The following is a 17,612-nucleotide window of genomic DNA, read 5'->3' on the forward strand; positions in this document are numbered from 1 at the left end:
CCTCGAGGGTCAGGAGGCGGAGGCGGAGGCAGAGGCGGAGGGGGAGTCGGCCACGGCCGACGTCGGTTCGTCGTCGACGTGGTGGTCGTCGATCTCGATGGCCGCCGTCATGCGCTGCAGGAAGCCCACGACCACGGCGGCCTGGTCGGCGTCCAGCGACTCCGCCGTCGAGATCATGCGCGCGTGCATGGCGGCCATGGTGTCGCGGACCTCGGAGTTCGACTCGCCCGTGGCGGTCAGCAGGACCCCGCGCTTGTCGGACGGGTGCGGGTGTCGCAGCATGTGACCGCTGGTGACGAGTCGGTTGATCAGCACCGAGGTCGAGGCCGAGGTGATCTTCAGCTGGGCGGCGAGCTCTTTCGCACTGACGGGTTCGCCCCGGCGCTGGGCCCGCAACAGGAACCGCAGCGCGGCGAGGTCGGTGTCGTTCATCTTCATCGACTTGCGGGTGCGCGCTCGCATGGCGACCTCGGCGGCGCGGTAGGCGCGCAAGGTGTTGAGCACGGTCACACCGCGTTCTTCGGTGCTGCTGGTGTACCAGTAGCCGGACGCGTCGAAGGGTGCGGCGGTGGCGTGCTGATCGGGCATGAGGCGGAGTCTAGCCCACATCGCTAGCCCGTCTAGCTAAAAAGTTGCGACTGACCAGGGATTATCGGCTCGTGTCAACCCCTGTGCCGCCGGGTGTGCCCGTCTTAGGCTGGAGTGGTCCGCCTCAAGTGGGCAGAGACGTCCCGCCGCGTCGACCGGAGCTTCACGCAGGGGATCGATTCGGTGGGCGTCCCGTGGACGGAGAAAGGCCGCACGCCCGATGGGCGTGCGGCCTTCGATTGTCTCGCCTCCCGCGTGAGCTTCACGGGCAGGGAACGCCGGACACGAGACGATCCGTTCGGCACCGAAGCACCGTCCAGGGAACGCTACCCGACACCTGGTGCGTCGCGACACCAGCTCGCCCGCATCGGGCTCGACGATCGCGTCGGATCAGGACCGTGGCGTCCCGTCGTCGCGTCGCTCGCCCGAGGCCGCGACGTCGATCGACCCGGTGTCGGGTGCGACGAGCGACCCGGTGCGGGCCGCGGCGGCCTGGGCCGAGAGCGCCGCGTCGGCGGCCACGGCGGCCCGGGCGTCGTCGGCCGCCTCGTCGATCGCCGACTTCTGGCGAAGGGGCGTGGCCTTGAGGAAGAAGCTCAGCGCGAAGGCCACGAGCACGACCGCGAGGGCGACCCAGAACACGGTCACGGCCGCGTTCGCGAAACCGTCGAGGAAGGGTGCGGCGAGGCGGCGGTCCGCGGTGTTCAAGAACGACGTGTTGCCGTCGAGCGCCCCGCTGACCTGCGAGGTGTCCCCGCTGCCGGCCGCCTGGTAGAGCTTGAGGATGGCCGCGTTCGCCGGGTCGGTCAGCACCGACTGGTCGGCGAGGGCGGCCTGGGCCCGGCTCTGCAGGCTCGAGTCGGCGAACGCCGCCGCGATCGTCTGGGGGATGCGGCTGAAGAGCACGGAGAACAGCACGGCCGTGCCGAGCGTCCCGCCGATCTGGCGGAAGAACGTCGACGCCGAGGTCGCCACGCCGATGTCGCGGGCACCGACCGAGTTCTGCGACGCGATCGTGAGGGTCTGCATCAGCTGCCCGAGACCCAGGCCGACGAGCAGCATGCCGACCATCATGAACCAGTACGGCTTGTCGAACGAGAGGTTCGTGAACCAGAAGAACCCGGCGGCCATGAACGCCGTGCCCGTGATCGGGAAGATCTTGTACTTGCCCGTCCGAGAGATGAGCTGGCCGGCCACGATCGACGAGATCATCAACCCGGCGATCATCGGCAGCATCTGGAAACCGCTCTCGGTCGGTGTCGCGCCGTTCACGAGCTGGAGGTAGAGCGGCACCGTCAACAGGGCGCCGAACATGCCGAACCCGACGAGCACGCCGAGCACGGTCGCCATCGAGAAGGTCGGGTTGCGGAACAGCTTGAGGGGGATCAGCGCGTCGTCGCCCATCGATCGCTCGATCATGACGAAGGCGACGATGCCGACGGCCCCGATCACGTAGCAGGCGAAGGCCCCGGGCGAGCTCCAGCCCCAGGTGCGGCCCTGCTCGGCCACCAGCAGCAAGGGCACGGCGGCCACGATGACGGACGCGGCGCCGAACCAGTCGATCCGCACGTTCTCCCGTCGCTTCTGGCCCGGGATGTGCAGGAACCGCACGACGATGAAGAGGGCGACGATGCCGATGGGCACGTTGATCAGGAACACCCAGCGCCACCCGGTGACGAACAGGATCTGGTCGGCTCCCGCGAACAGTCCGCCGACGAGCGGGCCGATGACGCTCGAGATGCCGAACACGGCCAGGAAGTAGCCTTGGTACTTGGCGCGCTCGCGCGGGGCGAGGATGTCACCCATGATCGTGAGGGGCAGGGCCATGAGGCCACCGGCGCCCATGCCCTGGATCGCCCGGAAGATCGCGAGCTGGTACATGCTCTCGGAGAAGCCGGCCGCGATCGACCCCAGCAAGAAGATCGTGATGGCGATCAGGAAGAGCGGCCTCCGGCCGAAGATGTCGCTGAGCTTGCCGTAGATCGGCGTCGAGATGGTCGACACGATCAGGTACGCGGTCGTGACCCAGGCCTGCAGGCTGAGCCCGTCGAGGTCGTCGGCGATCGTCCGCATCGAGGTGCCCACGATCGTCTGGTCGAGGGCCGAGAGGAACATGCCGGCCATCAGGCCGAAGATGACGTACAGGATCTGGCGGTGGGTCATCAGGCCCTGACGCTCGGCGGGGGCCGTGGTCGCGGGGGCGGGGGCAGCGCTCGACATGGTGTCTCTTCTGTCTGGTGGGGGAGGCGCGACTGGTCATTGCGCGGTACGCAAAGTTACTTCACGGGCAAGATTTCGACAAGAAGAGGGATCGTGGCGTCCAGGGCCTTCCCGAGACGTCCGACGATGCCCGCCCGTGGCTCGTGACTAGGCTCGGTGCGATGTCTCGACGCCCCTTCCTGCCGCGCCCCGTGACGACCGTCCTGGCCCTCGTGCTGACGACCGGTCTGCTGGCCGCATGCACGGGGGGCGCGCCCGAGCCGAGCCCGAGCACGTCGGCCGTGACCGTCTCGCCGACGCTCACACCCACACCCACACCGACCCCGACCGAGGAGGCGCCTCCCACGTCCCCCACGACACCCGCGTTCGACAAGGCGGCCCGGTCGGTGGACGACCCGGCCAGCCTCTGGGTGGTCAGCGACAAGCTGCGGCCCCTCGACCCGGTCGACTACGTCCCCGCCGACCTCGTCACACCCGACGTCACCCACCAGAACCCGCCGACCCTGCGGGCCGAGGCCGCCGCTGCGGTCGTCGCGATGTTCCAGGCGGGCGAGGCCGAGGGTGCCGGATCGTTCCAGGTGCAGAGCGCGTACCGCTCGTACGACACCCAGGTGAGCGTCTACGCCGGTTGGGTGCAGCGACTCGGGCAGGCCCAGGCCGACGCCCAGAGCGCCCGCCCCGGGTTCAGCGAGCACCAGACGGGGCTCGCCCTCGACATCAGCCCCGTGCCGCTGAGCTGCGCGCTGCAGGCCTGCTTCGGCGACACGCCCCAGGGGCAATGGCTGGCGGCCAACGCATGGCGCTTCGGATTCTTGCTGCGCTACCCGGCCGACAAGGTCGCCGTGACCGGCTTCACGTTCGAGCCGTGGCACTTCCGGTACGTCGGCGTGCCGCTCGCCACCGAGATGCACGACACCGGCGTCACCACCCTCGAGGAGTTCTTCGGCCTGCCCGCCGCCCCGGACTACGCCGGCTGAGCCCGTGTTCGTCCGACGCCCGCCCACCGACGAGAAGCCCGCCACGGGCTGGCAGCTCGTGGTCATCGGCTTGGTCTTCGTCGCCCTCGGCGTGGGGGCGTTCCTGGCGTTCAGCTACTGGGACTGGCAGGGGCGGGTCGAGGGGTTCGCCCTGTTCGGAGTGCCGGTCGGCATCGTCGTCATCGTCTGGGGCATCGTCCGAAGCGCACGCGCCGCCGTGCGCCGTCTGCGCGCCCGTCGCGACCGCCGACGAGAGGTCTCGTAGACAGCCGAACGGGCGTGTTCGTGGGGAGCGGGCGACCCTGATCGCCCGCTCTGCACGAACACGCCCGTCGGGCGATGCGGGAGGCGCGGGTCAGGCGCCGAGGGCGGCGTCGACGATCGTCTTGGCCTCGGCCTGGACGCGGGCCAGGTGCTCGGGGCCCTCGAACGACTCGGCGTAGATCTTGTAGACGTCCTCGGTGCCGCTCGGGCGGGCGGCGAACCAGGCCTTGTCGGTGACCACCTTGACGCCGCCGACCGCCGCGTCGTTGCCCGGGGCCTTGCTGAGCTTCGCCGTGATCGGGTCACCGGCGAGTTCGGTCGCCTCGATCGCGTCGCCGTCGAGCTTGCCCAGGCGGGTCTTCTGCTCTTTGGTCGCGGCCGCGTCGACCCGCTGGTAGACCGGGTCGCCGTACTTCTCGACGAGCTCGGCGTACAGCTGCGACGGGGTCTTACCGGTGACGGCGATGATCTCGCTCGCGAGCAGGGCCAGCAGGATGCCGTCCTTGTCGGTGGTCCAGACCGTGCCGTCCTTGCGCAGGAAGGATGCCCCGGCGCTCTCTTCTCCGCCGAAGGCGACCGACCCGTCGACCAGGCCGGGCACGAACCACTTGAACCCGACCGGGACCTCCCACAGGCGGCGACCGTGTGACTCGGCGACCTTGTCGATGATGCTCGACGAGACGAGGGTCTTACCGATCGCGGCGTCGTCGCGCCACTCGGGGCGGTGCGTGTAGAGGTAGTCGATGGCCACGGCGAGGTAGTGGTTCGGGTTCATCAGGCCGCCGTCGGGCGTGACGATGCCGTGGCGGTCGGCGTCCGCGTCGTTGCCGGTCAGCACGTCGAACTCGTCCTTGCGGTGCACGACGCTGGCCATGGCCGAGGGGCTCGACGGGTCCATGCGGATCTTGCCGTCCCAGTCGAGCGTCATGAAGCGCCAGGTGGGGTCGACGCCCGGGTTCGTGACGGTCAGGTCGAGGCCGTACACGTCGCGGATGGCGCCCCAGTACTCGACGCTGGCGCCCCCGAGCGGGTCGGCGCCGATTTTCACGCCGGCCTTCTTGATGGCGTCGATGTCGATGATGTTGACGAGGTCACCCACGTAGCCGCGCAAGAAGTCGTGGCGGCCGGGGGTGCCCACGCCGCGCTTCACATCGACGTTGCCGGCGGCGATGATCTCGTTGGCGCGGTTCGCGATCCAGTTCGTGGCGTCGCTGTCGGCCGGTCCGCCGTGCGGCGGGTTGTACTTGAAGCCGCCGTCGCGGGGCGGGTTGTGGCTGGGGGTGACGACGATGCCGTCGGCCTTGTCGGTGTTCGCCGGGTCGTTGTTGTAGACCAGGATCGCGTGGCTGAGCGCGGGCGTCGGCACGTAGCCGCCCTCGGCGTCGGCCAGCACCTTCACGTCGTTGCCGGTGAGCACCTCGACCGCGGTGCGCTCGGCCGGGCCGCTGAGGACGTGCGTGTCGCGCCCGATGAACAGCGGGCCGGTGATGCCCTGGCCCGCGCGGTACTCGACGATCGCCTGCGTGATGGCGGCGATGTGGGTCTCATTGAACGCGGCGTCGAGCGAGGAGCCGCGATGGCCCGAGGTGCCGAAGACGACCTTCTGCTCGACCTTGCTGACGTCGGGGACGAGCTCGTAGTACGCGGCCGACACCTCTTCGGGGTCGATCAGGTCGCTGGCTTCTGCGGGGGTTCCGGCACGGTCGGTCATGGGGACATCCTGGCACCCGGCGCGGACCTTCGTCGCGGTGCCCGGGCGGCTCTCAGTAGGCTCCTCGTCATGCCGACCCGCGCCTCCTCGACGACCTACAGCTACCTCGGGCCCGCGGGCACCTTCACCGAGGCGGCGCTCAAGCAGGTGCCCGAGGCCGTCGGCGCCGACTGGAAGAGCGTCAACAACGTCGGCGAGGCCCTGGCCGACGTCGTCTCGGGCGTCAGCACCGCCGCCATGATCGCCATCGAGAACAGCGTCGAAGGCGGGGTCAGCGCCACGCAGGACGCCCTCGCGACCGTGCCCGGTCTGCGCATCGTCGGCGAGTACCTCGTGCGGGTCAACTTCGTGCTCGTCGCCCGGCCGGGAACCCGCATCGAGGAGGTGCGGGTCGTCAACGCGCACCCGGTCGCCTACGCGCAGACCCACCGTTGGCTCGAGCGGAACCTGCCCGGCCACGGGCACCTGCCGGCGTCCTCGAACGTTGCCGCCGCCGCGTCGCTGCTCGAGGCGGGCGGGGCCGGGGGCTCCGCGGACGCCGCCGTCGCGCCTCCCGGGATCACCGACCACCACGATCTCGAGGTGCTGGCCCGCGACATCGGCGACAACGACCAGGCCGTCACACGCTTCGTGCTGGTCAGTCGCACGGTGCCCGTGCCGCCCGCGACCGGAGCGGACAAGACGAGCCTGATCGTCGAGTTGCCGACCGACGGCTCCGGGGCCCTGGTCGACATGCTCGAGCAGTTCGCCACCCGCGGCATCAACCTCAGCCTGATCCAGTCACGGCCGATCGGCGACGCCCTCGGCCGCTACCGGTTCGTGATCGACCTCGAGGGGCACGTGCTCGACGAACGCGTCGCCGACGCCCTGCTCGGTCTGAAACGGTTCAGCCCGAACGTGATGTTCCTCGGGTCGTACCCCCGCGCCGACGGAGCCTCGGCCGAGGTCTCGTCGCGCCACGACGACGAGGCGTTCGTCGACGCCCGCGACTGGTTGCGCGGATTGATCAGCGGCCTCGGCTGATCAGGAGTCGGCGGGCACGCGGACGGTCAGGCCACCCGGGTCGACGACCGCACGCAGGGCGACGGCCTTGCCGACCGAGTCGCCGTCGATCTCGAAGTCCTGCGGTGAGTCGAGGCGCAGGACGAGCTTCTTGCCCTTGTTGTAGCGCAGGGTGCGCACCTCGCGACTGTTCGCGGCGAGGATGCGGCGACCGACCTGGGTGCGGCGCAGCACGCCGTTCTCCCACACGATCTTGACCCAGATCTGCAACCAGCCGAAGAAGCCCTCGGGGCGCAACGCGACGATGTCGAAGATGCCGTCGTCGATCGCGGCGTCGGGCAGGAGCATGATGTTCGCCGGCAGCAGGCCGCAGTTGCCGACGATGATCGTGTGGGCACGCAGCGTCTTGCGGCCCCCGTCGTCGAGCTCGTAGCGGACGTCGATCTTGTTGTCGTCGCGCAGCGCGCGGGCGATGGCGTCCACGTAGGCGAGCCAGCCGACGCGCTTCTTCAACTCGTCGTTGGTGTTCGCGAGCATCTTCGCGTCGAGACCCACGCCGGCCATGACGACGAACGCCTTGGTCTCGCGCGAACCGTCCTCACGCTCGATGTCGACCACGCCGAGGTCGATGTCGCGATCGCGACCGCTGAACGCCGTGGCGATCGAGTCGTCGAGGTTGTCGAGCGAGAGCTCGAGGTTCCGAGCGAGCAGGTTGCCCGTGCCCGAGGGCAACAGGGCGAGTGAGGCGTCGGTGCCCTGGAGGGCCTCGGCGACCGCGCGCACCGTGCCGTCGCCACCGGCGGCGATCACCATGTCGGCGCCCGCGGCCAGGGCCTGCTTGGTCACCTCGCCGCCCGGGTCTTCTTTGCTGGTCTCGTAGAACTTCGTGGGGGCCCAACCGTTCGAGAACTCGTGGCGCTCGACGGCCGTCTTGATCGCGTCGAGGTCGACCTTGATGGGGTTGTAGACGACCGCGGCGGTCTGGCGAGCGGTCTCGGGCTCGGACGTCGAGGCGCCCTCGGCAGGGGCGGGGGAGGTGGCGGTCATGGGGCGAGCGTATTGGACGCACCCCGGCGAGGTAACGAGAAGGCGAAGGCTCTGTGCAGAACGTCGGCCGGGCGGGTGCCGTTGCCTAGGATGGGCGGGTGATCGATCCCCAGTTGCTTCGTGAATCCCCCGACCTCGTCAAGCAGAGCCAGCGGGCCCGGGGCGACTCCGAGTCGCTGGTCGACGACGCGGTGGCGGCCGACCAGGCCCGCCGCGCCGCGATCGCGGCCTTCGAAGAGCTGCGTGCCGAACAGAACGCCTTCGGCAAGACGGTGGCCAAGGCCCCCAAAGACGAGAAGAAGGCGCTCGTCGCGCAGGCGCAGCAGCTCGCCGCCCGCGTGAAGGAGGCGCAGGTCGCCTCGAACGAGGCCGATGCGGTCTTCGACACGGCCGCGCGCGGCATCGGCAACCTGATCGTCGAGGGCGTGCCCTCGGGTGGCGAAGAGAACTTCGTGACGCTCCGTGAGCACGGCACCCGCCCCTCCTTCGACTTCGAACCGCTCGACCACGCCGACCTCGGCGAGAGGCTCGGCGCCATCGACATCAAGCGCGGTACCAAGGTCTCGGGCTCGCGCTTCTACTTCTTGCGGGGCATCGGCGCCCGCCTCGAGCTCGGCTTGATGAACATGGCTCTCGACCTCGCGTTGAAGAACGACTTCACGCCGCTGATCACCCCGACGCTCGTGCGGCCCGAGGTCATGGCGGGCACGGGATTCCTGGGAGCACACGCCGACGAGGTCTACCACCTGCCGGCCGACGACCTGTACCTGACCGGCACGAGTGAGGTCGCGCTCGCCGGGTACCACTCCGACGAGATCCTCGACGTCGAGTCCGGCCCGATCCGCTACGCGGGCTGGTCGACCTGCTACCGCCGCGAGGCCGGGGCCGCCGGTAAAGACAACCGGGGCATCCTGCGCGTCCACCAGTTCAACAAGCTCGAGATGTTCAGCTACGTGCACCCCGACCAGGCCGAGGCCGAGCACGACGCGCTCGTGGGCTTCCAAGAGAGCATGTTGCAGGCCCTCGACCTGACCTACCGCGTCATCGACGTCGCGGCCGGCGACCTCGGCTCGAGCGCCGCCCGCAAGTTCGACATCGAGGCCTGGGTGCCGACACAGGGCACCTACCGAGAACTCAGCAGCACGTCGAACTGCACCACGTTCCAGGCGCGTCGACTCGACACGCGCTACCGCACCGAGAGCGGCAAGACCGCGCCGGTCGCGACCCTGAACGGCACCCTGGCGACCACGCGGTGGCTGGTCGCGATCCTCGAGACGCACCAGCAGGCCGACGGCTCGGTGGTCGTGCCCGAGGCGCTGCGCGGCTACCTCGGCGGCCTCGAGGTCATCGAGCCCGTCGCATGAGCCAGGCCGCTGCTGCACCCCGACCCGACGACGAGACGGTGGCCGCTGCCGACCGGTGGCTCGTGGCGCTCGACGTCGACGGCACGATCATGCCCGAGGACGGCACGATCTCCGAGGCCGTCCTGGGTGAGATCACCCGCCTCCACGACCAGGGGCACCAGGTCATGATCGCGACCGGTCGCTCGGTGTCGATGACGCTGCCGGTGATGGAGCGTCTGGGCCTGGTCTCGGACTACGTCGTCTGTGCGAACGGGGCGATCACCCTGGGCCGCGACGAGTCGGCCCCGACCGGGTACCGGCGCGTGCACGTCGAGGAGTTCGACCCGACCCAGGTGCTGTCGACGATCCGCGAGGCACTGGCCGACGCGGGGGCCGGCTACGCCGTCGAAGACCAAGAGGGCCTGCTGCGGTACTGCGGCTCGTTCCCGGCCGCGGCCGCCGCCCTGAACGCCGAGAAGGTCGAGTTCGACGACCTCGTCGGGCGACCCGCGACCCGCGTGGTCGTCGTGTCGCCCGACCACGACACCGAGGACTTCCTCTCGGCCGTCGAACGCATGGGCCTGCAGCACGTCAACTACAACGTCGGCTGGACGGCCTGGCTCGACATCGCCCCCGACGGCGTCACGAAGGCGACCGCGCTCGAACGGGTGCGCGGGTGGCTGGACGTGCCGCGCTCTCAGGTGCTGGCCGCGGGCGACGGGCGCAACGACATCGACATGCTGCGCTGGGCGGCCGGCGAGGGGCGAGGGGTCGCCATGGGCCAGGCACCCGACGACGTCGCCGCGTCGGCCAACGAGCAGACGTCGAGCGACCTGGACGACGGGCTCGCCGAGGTGCTCGCCACGCTCTGAGCCGACGGCGCTGCCGAGTTGCTAGGCTCGTCCTGGTTGCCGGGTGCGCGCACCCCGCCACGAAATGGACACGACGCCACGACAAAACGTGGCGTTTCGTCCACATCGTGGCGGCATAGCTCGCCAGGCCACCGGGAGGGCTGTCCGAGCGGCCGATGGAGCTTGTCTTGAAAACAAGTGGGCAGAGATGTCTCGTGGGTTCGAATCCCACGCCCTCCGCCAGGTGAGGCGGGGCACGTGACGTGGCCCCCGCCTCCTCGGGTGGACCGGCCTAGTGCTTGGCGGCGGCGTAGGTCGCGAAGGCCTCGCCGATCAAGGTGCTGAGCTCGCGCCAGGTGGTGTCGTCCACCGAGACGGCGGAGTCGCCGTCGACGAATCCGGCGTGCTTGTGCAGCACGTCCGAGCCGACCGCGGGCAGCACGAAGAAGTCTCGGGTCCAGTCGTCGGTGTCGGTCATCACGGGGGCGCGGTACCAGTCGAGGTACCCGTCGAAGACGTCGTTGCGCTCGTCGCCCTTGAGCCAGGTCTCGACCGAGTCCCGCCATGCGTCTCGGTTGGTCTCGCCGTTCATGTGGTCCTCCGGGGCCTGCTGCGTGCGGGAGCATCCGCGACCGCCGCTCCAGTGTCCCAGGTCGGTCGTCGCGAGGGCCGCCACGACGGCTGCCCCCCGAAGGGGAACGCCCCGTCCCCCCGAACAGGGACTGAACGCGGCCGTGCCTCCGTGTTGCACTGTTCGAGCCTCCGTTGCGGCCCCGCACCGGCCGGCACCCGGGCGGGCCGAACACCGCCCGGGCCTCCGACCCCTCCCCAGGACCGACACATGACCCACCTGACCCCGACGACCCGCGCCGCCGTCGTCATCGGCGTCGCCGTCGCCCTGGCGGCAGGCCTCGCGGGCGCGCCTGCTCGGGCGGACGCCGCCCCCGTCGAGCCGCGCTCCGCCTCGGCCACGCCACCACCCGCGACCTCGGCCACGACCACGACCGACCCGACCGTCCGGCCGACGAAGTCGGCCGAGCGCGCCATCGCCGCCTTCACCTCGCGCGGCGGGCGCGGGGCGACCGCGTCGCCCGACCCTGCCTCGTCGACGGTCCCGACGGTGACGACGCCGGCCGTCGCCCCCCAGACCATCCGCACCGCCCCCAGCACGACCCTCTACCGGGGCGGCCTCTACGTCGACCCCAGTGGCGAGGCGGCTCGCGCCGCGACCGCTTTGTCGTCCCAGGGGCGGACGGCCGAGGCGTCGGCCGCCCGAACCATCGCCCAGCAGCCCGTCGCGACCTGGCTCGGGGGCTGGTTCACCGACGCCCAGCTCGTGAAGAAGATCGACGGCACGGTCGCCGCCGCCGAGAAGGTCGGCGCGACGCCCGTCTTCGTCACCTACAACATCCCCAATCGCGACTGCGGCAGCCACTCGGCCGGTGGTTCCGCCGACAACGCGGCCTACCTCCGCTGGAACCAGCTCGTCGCCTCACGCCTGGCCGGCCACCGCGCGTCCGTGATCGTCGAACCCGACGCCCTGGCCCTCATCAGCACCTGCCCCACCCAGACGAACGGACGGGAGGCGACCATCGCCGCGGCCGTGGCCGCACTCGCCGCCGCCGGGGTGCCGGCGTACATCGACGCCGGCAACTCGAACTGGGTGCCGCCGAAGATCATGGCTGCCCGCCTCGAGGCCGCAGGTGTCGATCGGGCCCGTGGCTTCGCGACCAACGTCTCGAACTACTACCCGGTCGAGAACGAACGGGCCTACGCCGAGCAGGTCTCGGAGGCGGTAGGAGGCGCGCGCTACGTGATCGACACCTCGCGCAACGGTCGCGGCTGGAAGGGCACGTGGTGCAACGCCCCCGGCGCCGGTCTGGGGTCGGTGCCCTCGGTGCAGACCGGCACGACGAAGCTCGACGCCCTGCTCTGGATCAAGACGCCCGGGGCCAGTGACGGGCAGTGCAACGGGGGACCGGCGGCCGGCCAGTGGCATGCGTCGTACGCCGTGCAGCTCGTCGCGAACCGCGCGGTCGGCTGAGTCCCGGCGGCGGCTCAGGGCCGTCTGTTTAGAATCTTCATCTGCCCCTACACCGAACGGCGCCCGTCCGCCCGCTCGATCCGCGAGATCTCTCGAGGCCGAGTGGCCGACGACCGTCGTCGATGACCGAGAGGACACCGCGTGAGCGACCTTCGCGACCGATCCGGCCGTGGCCGCCGAGCCGCCCGACCCGAGACGACCGGTTTCGGCCGTCGTTCCACCCCGGCGTCGACGGGAGTCGCCCGTCACGGCCGACTTACGAGCGGAGGCGCGGTTCGGACCGTGACGAAGGTGGTAGCCGCCTCGGTGGCCGTGCTGCTCGTGAGCGGCGCCTCGGTCGGCGCGATCGCGGCGTATCAGGTACGCAGCGACCTCGGCACGGGGGTCGAGCTGCAGGCGGCCCAGGGCGAGACCACCAGACCCGCGCCTCCGTCGATCAGCGAGTACGAGGGCGGCTTCAACATCCTGGTCGTCGGGACCGATAACGACGCCAGTCAAGACCAGGGGGCCTTCGGCGAACGCGACGCGACCCTGAACGACGTCAACATCCTGCTGCACGTCTCGGCCGACCACAGCAACGCGACGGCCGTCAGCATCCCGCGCGACATGGTCGTGCCCATCCCGTCGTGCGCGAAAGAGGACGGCTCCGGGTACTACTCGGCGATGTCGGCGCGACCCATCAACGAGGCCTACTCGTACGGCGGGCTGAGCTGCGTCGCTTCGACCGTCTCGAGCCTGACCGGTCTCGACATCCCCTTCGCCGGCACGATCTCGTTCAACGGCGTCATCGAGATGTCCAACGCCATCGGCGGGGTGCCGGTCTGCGCCGCCACTCCCATCAAGGATCGCTACACGGGCCTCGACATCCCGGCCGGCGAGACCGTGCTCTCCGGGGCCGATGCCCTGGCCTTCCTGCGCACCCGCCACGGCGTGGGCGACGGTTCGGACCTCGGCCGCATCAGCAGCCAGCAGGTCTATCTCTCGTCGCTGCTGCGGACGGTGAAGAGCGCCGACACCCTCAGCAACCCCACGAAGCTCTACTCGCTGGCCCGGGCCGCGGCCAGCAACATGACCCTCTCCGACCAGCTGACGAAGATCGACACCATGGTGCAGATCGGTCTCGCGCTGCGTGACCTGCCACTCGACGACGTCAACTTCGTCCAGTACCCCGGCACGACCGGCGGCTCGGGAGTGTACGAGGGCAAGGTGCAGCCGAACAAGGCCGTGGCGACCCAGCTCTTCGACGCGATCGCCGCCGACGTGCCGTTCTCGATTCCCGAGGGCAGCACCGGCATCGGTTCGCAGAGCACGGCCACGGGCGACGGCTCCGCGGCGAGTCCGGCGCCGACCACTCCGGCCGACACGGCGACACCCGCCGACCCGAGCACGGGGGAGGCGACCGCGGCACCGACGACCGAGGTCATCGAGGGCCTCACCGGTCAGACGGCGGCCGACCAGACCTGCTCGGTGGCGTTCGGCTCGAACTAGGGATGGCCGGACGACCGAGGAGTCGTCCCGGCGAGTAACCAGCTCGCCGGGACGACCGGTGACCTCAAGCGGCGGCCCGAACCGGCACGCATGAGAACCCCGCGGTGCCGGGATCAGGGGTGCGGCACCGTAGGGGGTGTGGGAGCCGGCGTCGGTGCCGGCGGCGAACCCCTCGGGCGCTGCCGTTCGGGTGCGGCGCTCGATGATGGGGCACGTGACGGCGAGACTGTCGGAGGGCGTGTTCGGCAAGGGTGAACGGGCCCGTGCTGTCGGGCCTCGGCCCCTCGGCGGTCGTCGTCGTCAGGGGTACTCTATGTGTCCGCACAAATGCCGACAAGCCGATCGCGCCCCCCAAAGCGGGTGGCGCACGGGTGGTTCTGTCCCTGCCCCTCGGGGCTCGACGTCCGGCCGGCTCCGGCACGCGTTTCGGCATCTGGCCTCCGGGCCGCTATGCTTGTCCCTGCGCGTTCGCTCGCGAGCCGCATGGAGCCGTCGCATAGTTCGGCCTAGTGCACCACCCTGCTAAGGTGGAGTTCCCTTTGTGGGAACCGTGGGTTCAAATCCCACCGGCTCCGCTGGATTGGCCATGTCGTAACTCTCTCTCGCCAGAGGTGTTCGGGGTGGCCTTTCCTTATGTTTACGGGCCTCTACCGCTCTTGACCTCGGTCGCCGTCTTATGAGGTGGTCCGTCAAGCCTCGCTACGCAGCAGAAGGGAGGACCCGTCGGCGACACGAAGTATGTCGCCTGCGAGCAGGTAGGTCCAGACAATGCAGGTCTCGGCTTCTGCAAGCGATACGTCGTCGTGAACTCCCTTGCTCGCGAGCGAGTCCAGAGCCGTCAGGCGAGCTCCAAGGGATTGGATCGTGGCCTTGATGACGTCGTGTTGGCCGTGCTTGCCAAGTTCGGCCCGAACAAATTGCAGAAGTCTGTTGCGGTAGGCGTCGTTGGTCATCACTCGAACCACGCTGTCGTCCCCGGTGATTTCTTCATTCGTCGCGGGATACAAGGCATCTGCGAGCGACTTGATCACGCGTCGGCAGGACGTCAGGGCGTGCGACAGTTCTTCTCGTCCACCCGCTTGCAGGCGATCTTGAGCAGCAATGAACGAAGTAGCCGCGTCGGGTGCCCTCTGGGCGAGGGCAGCGTTGATGTAGCTCTGCGCGCGATCGAAGATCGATGCCGCGGTCTGCCCTTCTTGGAGCTGTAATTCCGTGTCGACTAAAAAGGCCCACACGGCGTCCTTCACCCGTTCGAGAACATGACGCTGGTCGAGCATGGCCGGGCTGATCTTGGCCCGACCGGTATCCGCCTCTCGGACAGCGTGGTAGGTGTCGATCGGTGTGAGATTTGGGTTGGGTGTGAGGTCGGAGTAAATACGTTCCATCTCGGCCAGGGACTGCTCGATCTCGCCGAGCGAACCCGCGGCGATGGTGCCGACTTGGTCGCCGTAAGATATGGCTCGAAGCCTGGCGTGCATGCGCGTTTGCCGTGCATGCTCGGCCATGATCTCATCGGCGCTGAGAGCGCCGCTCATTGTCTTAGTTAGGCGCGCGGCAACGGTGTCGTCAGGCCCGGCCTTTTGTCCACGTGGAATGAGGCTCGTCGACTGAAGGGTCAGCCAAATCAGGTTCGAGTAATCATGTCGAGCCGTGGCTATGCGGACTGCTGAGCGAACGAGCGCGCTAGTTGGTTTTCCCGAATCAAACTCGCGCATGGCCGTTTCGACCATCGCGTTGATTGACTCACGTTCTGGCTGCATCAGGACCCCCTTGGTGGAGTGAGCCTAGCCAGAACAAGTCGGCCAGCGCGCCGCAGTGCGGTTCGAATGGACAACTTGCGACAGCGTCCACAGGGCAGACCACTGGGCTAATTCCTACCCCTCGAAGTTCGAGTCGACAAGTGTCACATTCACACCGTTATCCGGGTGGTATGACCAGGTCGCGTCGATACCGTCCCAGGAGCCGGTCTGTCGCCCGTCGAGCGCCCGCGTGGTCTCTATCAGGTTCATGGTCGCATCGGGCACGTCTAGGTCCTCCAAGACGCACTCGACTGAGTAATAGGTCAGCCCGTCCAAGTCCTCCTCGCCTTGACTGTCGAGGGTCAGGCTCTGACCGCCGTCGCCCAGTTGCGCGCCATCGTCGTAGCGGATGCCGCATGTGTCGAGAGTGGCGCTAAGGCGGGCCTCGACCTGCGTTGCCGTCGGCGTCGGGTCCGTTGAGCCACCGGAGGACGAGCATCCGGTGAGAACCCCTAGGGCGAGCGTGCCCGCCAGGCCAGCCCCGAGTTGCGTGAGCATCATTCGGTTATTCACGTCGCTGACTCTAAGACGTATCCATGTGCTGTGGCGGCCCGCGAGTAGGGGGTGCCTTGCATGCTCCTGGGACCCCCACCCCACCCTCCCCGCGGGTGTCTGAGCATGACTGCTACGTTCTGCCTGACGCTGTCCGCGCGGGTCTGGGAGATTTGACGAGCTCCTGAGCATGTCTATTTGAGCGCGGATGTCGTCGGTGTCCCCTAGGCTGGCGATAGACCAGTGATAAGAAGTCCAGGGGACGTCTTCCTACGGGATAGCTGGTCGCTAACTTTCGAGGCGGCCCCAAGGCGTGAAGCTAGATGCCGTCAGTGGTTCCACATAGTCGGTGAACCAAGTCCCGGTACGCCCCTCGAGGTCGCGTTGACCCGCCCAGAGACCATAGTCCGCAACTTGAATGCCCCACGAAGTGCTCGCGTCCCAAATGCACAGGACGAATTTTCGTCCCATCTGCTCGCAGACGTCCTTAAGAGCCAGCTCTGCCTCGCGTTGACGAGCTTTTGTCCCGAGCGTGGCGACCACGACGATGAGCGTGTCTCCCTTGACCGAGACCTGGGTGGCGAGGTACTTAAAGTGGAGAAACCAGGCCATCTTGTACAGGCGCATCTCCCCTGCGGCTCTGACGTAGTCACGGGCGTTCCGCTTCAAGAGATACGTGAAGTCGAATCGCGGCGCCTGGTCGACTATCTCGGCGAACATTGCCGCACGGGTTGCTGGGGTGTCGTTGACGGCGTGGAACCCTTTTGGAAGCCCTACCCCGGGTCGTTCGCCTTCACCTCCGGCAAGGCGCGCTCTGAGTGACATCCCTGCCCACAGGGCCGCCGGGTGATCGTCACGAAACACCGCGGTACCGAACCCGAAGTATTCGGAAGCCCCTGCCTTAGATCCGTAATCAAGATTTCCCGTTTCGTCCGCATAGACGTAGACCGTGGCCACTACTTTCCTTCCCCCGGTACAGCTCTAGAAAAACTCATCTTTACAGACCTGGCACCAGCATTGCGGTACCCCCGGCCACAAAGGGTTCACGGTTCGAACTCGTCAGGTCCGCCAGCCGCGAGCCCATAATTCGCCCTCAACCGAATGGCTATCTCGATGCCGGAGACGTCTTCAAGAAACTGTCGAGCCCGGTAGCCCGTGACTATTAGAACGGTGACCTGACTGTCCTGCGACGAACGCGAGAGTTTAAATCCCACCGGCTCCGCGGAAAGCCACGTCGGTTCTCTCTCTCGCCAGAGATGTTCCGGGGTGGCTTTTCTTCTGCCCGCTTCCGGCACGCGGACGTCCCCCGGCGAGGCGGCCTCCCAGATGCCTGCGGCGTAGCGTGACCGGCGACGACGAGCCGTCGCAACGACAGGGAGAACCCACCGGTGAAACGCATCCACTACGCCGACGAATACATCGTCACCGGTGACGCGATCGCGGCGGCGATCGTCGAGTACGCGCGGTCGCTGGCACTGAAGAACAAGTCCGACATGGTCGACCTGCCCGGCATGGATCGCGGCGGCGTCCACCAGAGGTTCCAGATCCTGCTCGGTCCGGCGAGCCAGATGCTCGTCTCCGAGGAGCAGACCGGCGAGACCGAGATCGAGGACGCGGGGCTGGTCGACGAGATCGAGGTGCGCATCGGTCGGCTGAGTGGCGTCGAGCCGCAGTCCGCCGAACCGGCCGAGGGCATCCCGCTCGACTCCGACGAGTTCTGACGCACGGTCGAATCGACGACACCTGTCGGTGGGCTCCATGTCAAGGCCCTCCGACGTGACGGCTG

Annotated in this window: 16 protein-coding genes and 2 tRNA genes; 10 read left to right on the forward strand and 8 right to left on the reverse strand. The window is 68.5% G+C overall.

What is annotated here, in order from left to right; translation table 11 throughout:
• Window positions 1-9 precede the first annotated feature (9 nt).
• Together HRF36_RS12145 and HRF36_RS12150 are read right to left on the reverse strand one after the other, a co-directional pair.
• On the reverse strand, window positions 10-588 hold the full coding sequence (locus HRF36_RS12145) for a MarR family winged helix-turn-helix transcriptional regulator (protein WP_173210274.1): 579 nt from the start codon (window positions 586-588) through the stop codon (window positions 10-12).
• A gap of 390 nt (window positions 589-978) precedes the next feature.
• Window positions 979-2,808, reverse strand: a complete 1,830-nt coding sequence (locus HRF36_RS12150) for an MDR family MFS transporter (RefSeq protein ID WP_254281302.1) — start codon at window positions 2,806-2,808, stop codon at window positions 979-981.
• 161 nt (window positions 2,809-2,969) lie between these two features.
• Here HRF36_RS12150 and HRF36_RS12155 point away from each other — a divergent pair, with 161 nt between their 5' ends.
• Complete coding sequence (locus HRF36_RS12155; protein WP_173210276.1) at window positions 2,970-3,785, forward strand: M15 family metallopeptidase; 816 nt, start codon at window positions 2,970-2,972, stop codon at window positions 3,783-3,785.
• Window positions 3,786-3,789: 4 nt separating this feature from the next.
• Window positions 3,790-4,050: a hypothetical protein gene (locus tag HRF36_RS12160; RefSeq protein WP_173210278.1), complete on the forward strand. Its 261-nt coding sequence runs from the start codon at window positions 3,790-3,792 to the stop codon at window positions 4,048-4,050.
• Window positions 4,051-4,140: 90 nt separating this feature from the next.
• Here HRF36_RS12160 and pgm read toward each other — a convergent pair whose 3' ends face one another.
• Window positions 4,141-5,760, reverse strand: coding sequence for a phosphoglucomutase (alpha-D-glucose-1,6-bisphosphate-dependent) (gene pgm, locus HRF36_RS12165; RefSeq protein ID WP_173210280.1), 1,620 nt, complete (start codon window positions 5,758-5,760; stop codon window positions 4,141-4,143).
• Between the two features lie 69 nt (window positions 5,761-5,829).
• Here pgm and pheA point away from each other — a divergent pair, with 69 nt between their 5' ends.
• Complete coding sequence (gene pheA, locus HRF36_RS12170) at window positions 5,830-6,783, forward strand: prephenate dehydratase (RefSeq protein ID WP_173210282.1); 954 nt, start codon at window positions 5,830-5,832, stop codon at window positions 6,781-6,783.
• Here the strand turns inward: pheA and HRF36_RS12175 are convergent, their stop codons facing one another.
• Window positions 6,784-7,809: a diacylglycerol kinase family protein gene (locus HRF36_RS12175; protein WP_173210284.1), complete on the reverse strand. Its 1,026-nt coding sequence runs from the start codon at window positions 7,807-7,809 to the stop codon at window positions 6,784-6,786.
• A gap of 98 nt (window positions 7,810-7,907) precedes the next feature.
• On the opposite strand from HRF36_RS12175, the gene serS reads away from it, so the two are divergent.
• The 3 genes from serS (at window position 7,908) to HRF36_RS12190 (ending at window position 10,246) form a co-directional block, all read left to right on the forward strand.
• Window positions 7,908-9,173 carry a serine--tRNA ligase gene (gene serS, locus HRF36_RS12180; protein WP_173210286.1) on the forward strand — a complete coding sequence of 422 codons (1,266 nt, stop codon included), beginning with the start codon at window positions 7,908-7,910 and terminating at the stop codon, window positions 9,171-9,173.
• Window positions 9,170-10,024 (forward strand): HAD family hydrolase, encoded by an 855-nt coding sequence (locus tag HRF36_RS12185; protein WP_173210288.1) that lies wholly within the window; start codon window positions 9,170-9,172, stop codon window positions 10,022-10,024. Before serS ends, HRF36_RS12185 begins: the two co-directional genes overlap by 4 nt.
• A 134-nt stretch (window positions 10,025-10,158) precedes the next feature.
• A tRNA-Ser gene (locus HRF36_RS12190) sits at window positions 10,159-10,246 on the forward strand.
• Window positions 10,247-10,295: 49 nt separating this feature from the next.
• Here HRF36_RS12190 and HRF36_RS12195 read toward each other — a convergent pair.
• On the reverse strand, window positions 10,296-10,595 hold the full coding sequence (locus HRF36_RS12195) for a hypothetical protein (protein WP_173210290.1): 300 nt from the start codon (window positions 10,593-10,595) through the stop codon (window positions 10,296-10,298).
• Between the two features lie 249 nt (window positions 10,596-10,844).
• Here HRF36_RS12195 and HRF36_RS12200 point away from each other — a divergent pair, with 249 nt between their 5' ends.
• From HRF36_RS12200 to HRF36_RS12210, 3 genes are all read left to right on the forward strand, one after another.
• The gene (locus tag HRF36_RS12200) at window positions 10,845-12,047 is read left to right on the forward strand and encodes a glycoside hydrolase family 6 protein (protein ID WP_173210292.1); all 1,203 of its coding nucleotides are present in this window, start codon (window positions 10,845-10,847) and stop codon (window positions 12,045-12,047) included.
• Window positions 12,048-12,329: 282 nt separating this feature from the next.
• A complete protein-coding gene (locus tag HRF36_RS12205; protein ID WP_371740147.1) occupies window positions 12,330-13,535 on the forward strand; it encodes an LCP family protein in 1,206 nt (401 codons plus the stop codon).
• Between the two features lie 485 nt (window positions 13,536-14,020).
• A tRNA-Ser gene (locus HRF36_RS12210) sits at window positions 14,021-14,110 on the forward strand.
• Between the two features lie 114 nt (window positions 14,111-14,224).
• Here the strand turns inward: HRF36_RS12210 and HRF36_RS12215 are convergent.
• The 3 genes from HRF36_RS12215 to HRF36_RS12225 form a co-directional block, all read right to left on the reverse strand.
• Window positions 14,225-15,295 (reverse strand): hypothetical protein, encoded by a 1,071-nt coding sequence (locus tag HRF36_RS12215; RefSeq protein ID WP_173210296.1) that lies wholly within the window; start codon window positions 15,293-15,295, stop codon window positions 14,225-14,227.
• Between the two features lie 114 nt (window positions 15,296-15,409).
• The gene (locus HRF36_RS12220; protein WP_173210298.1) at window positions 15,410-15,847 is read right to left on the reverse strand and encodes a hypothetical protein; all 438 of its coding nucleotides are present in this window, start codon (window positions 15,845-15,847) and stop codon (window positions 15,410-15,412) included.
• A gap of 267 nt (window positions 15,848-16,114) precedes the next feature.
• Complete coding sequence (locus HRF36_RS12225) at window positions 16,115-16,783, reverse strand: DUF3800 domain-containing protein (protein WP_173210299.1); 669 nt, start codon at window positions 16,781-16,783, stop codon at window positions 16,115-16,117.
• Window positions 16,784-17,214: 431 nt separating this feature from the next.
• On the opposite strand from HRF36_RS12225, the gene HRF36_RS12230 reads away from it, so the two are divergent.
• Entirely contained in the window at window positions 17,215-17,547 is a 333-nt protein-coding gene (locus HRF36_RS12230; RefSeq protein ID WP_173210301.1) for a hypothetical protein, read from the forward strand.
• Window positions 17,548-17,612: the final 65 nt, after the last annotated feature.

It is taken from the genome of Frigoribacterium sp. VKM Ac-2836 (assembly GCF_013248995.1).
Lineage (GTDB): Bacteria > Actinomycetota > Actinomycetes > Actinomycetales > Microbacteriaceae > Frigoribacterium.

Excerpts from the sequence above, each read along its gene's own strand:
- HRF36_RS12145 (WP_173210274.1), bottom strand. The coding sequence starts at position 588 with ATGCCCGATCAGCACGCCACCGCCGCACCCTTCGACGCGTCCGGCTAC.
- HRF36_RS12150 (WP_254281302.1), bottom strand. The coding sequence starts at position 2,808 with ATGTCGAGCGCTGCCCCCGCCCCCGCGACCACGGCCCCCGCCGAGCGT.
- HRF36_RS12155 (WP_173210276.1), top strand. The coding sequence starts at position 2,970 with ATGTCTCGACGCCCCTTCCTGCCGCGCCCCGTGACGACCGTCCTGGCC.
- pgm (WP_173210280.1), bottom strand. The coding sequence starts at position 5,760 with ATGACCGACCGTGCCGGAACCCCCGCAGAAGCCAGCGACCTGATCGAC.
- pheA (WP_173210282.1), top strand. The coding sequence starts at position 5,830 with ATGCCGACCCGCGCCTCCTCGACGACCTACAGCTACCTCGGGCCCGCG.
- HRF36_RS12175 (WP_173210284.1), bottom strand. The coding sequence starts at position 7,809 with ATGACCGCCACCTCCCCCGCCCCTGCCGAGGGCGCCTCGACGTCCGAG.
- HRF36_RS12185 (WP_173210288.1), top strand. The coding sequence starts at position 9,170 with ATGAGCCAGGCCGCTGCTGCACCCCGACCCGACGACGAGACGGTGGCC.
- HRF36_RS12195 (WP_173210290.1), bottom strand. The coding sequence starts at position 10,595 with ATGAACGGCGAGACCAACCGAGACGCATGGCGGGACTCGGTCGAGACC.
- HRF36_RS12200 (WP_173210292.1), top strand. The coding sequence starts at position 10,845 with ATGACCCACCTGACCCCGACGACCCGCGCCGCCGTCGTCATCGGCGTC.
- HRF36_RS12215 (WP_173210296.1), bottom strand. The coding sequence starts at position 15,295 with ATGCAGCCAGAACGTGAGTCAATCAACGCGATGGTCGAAACGGCCATG.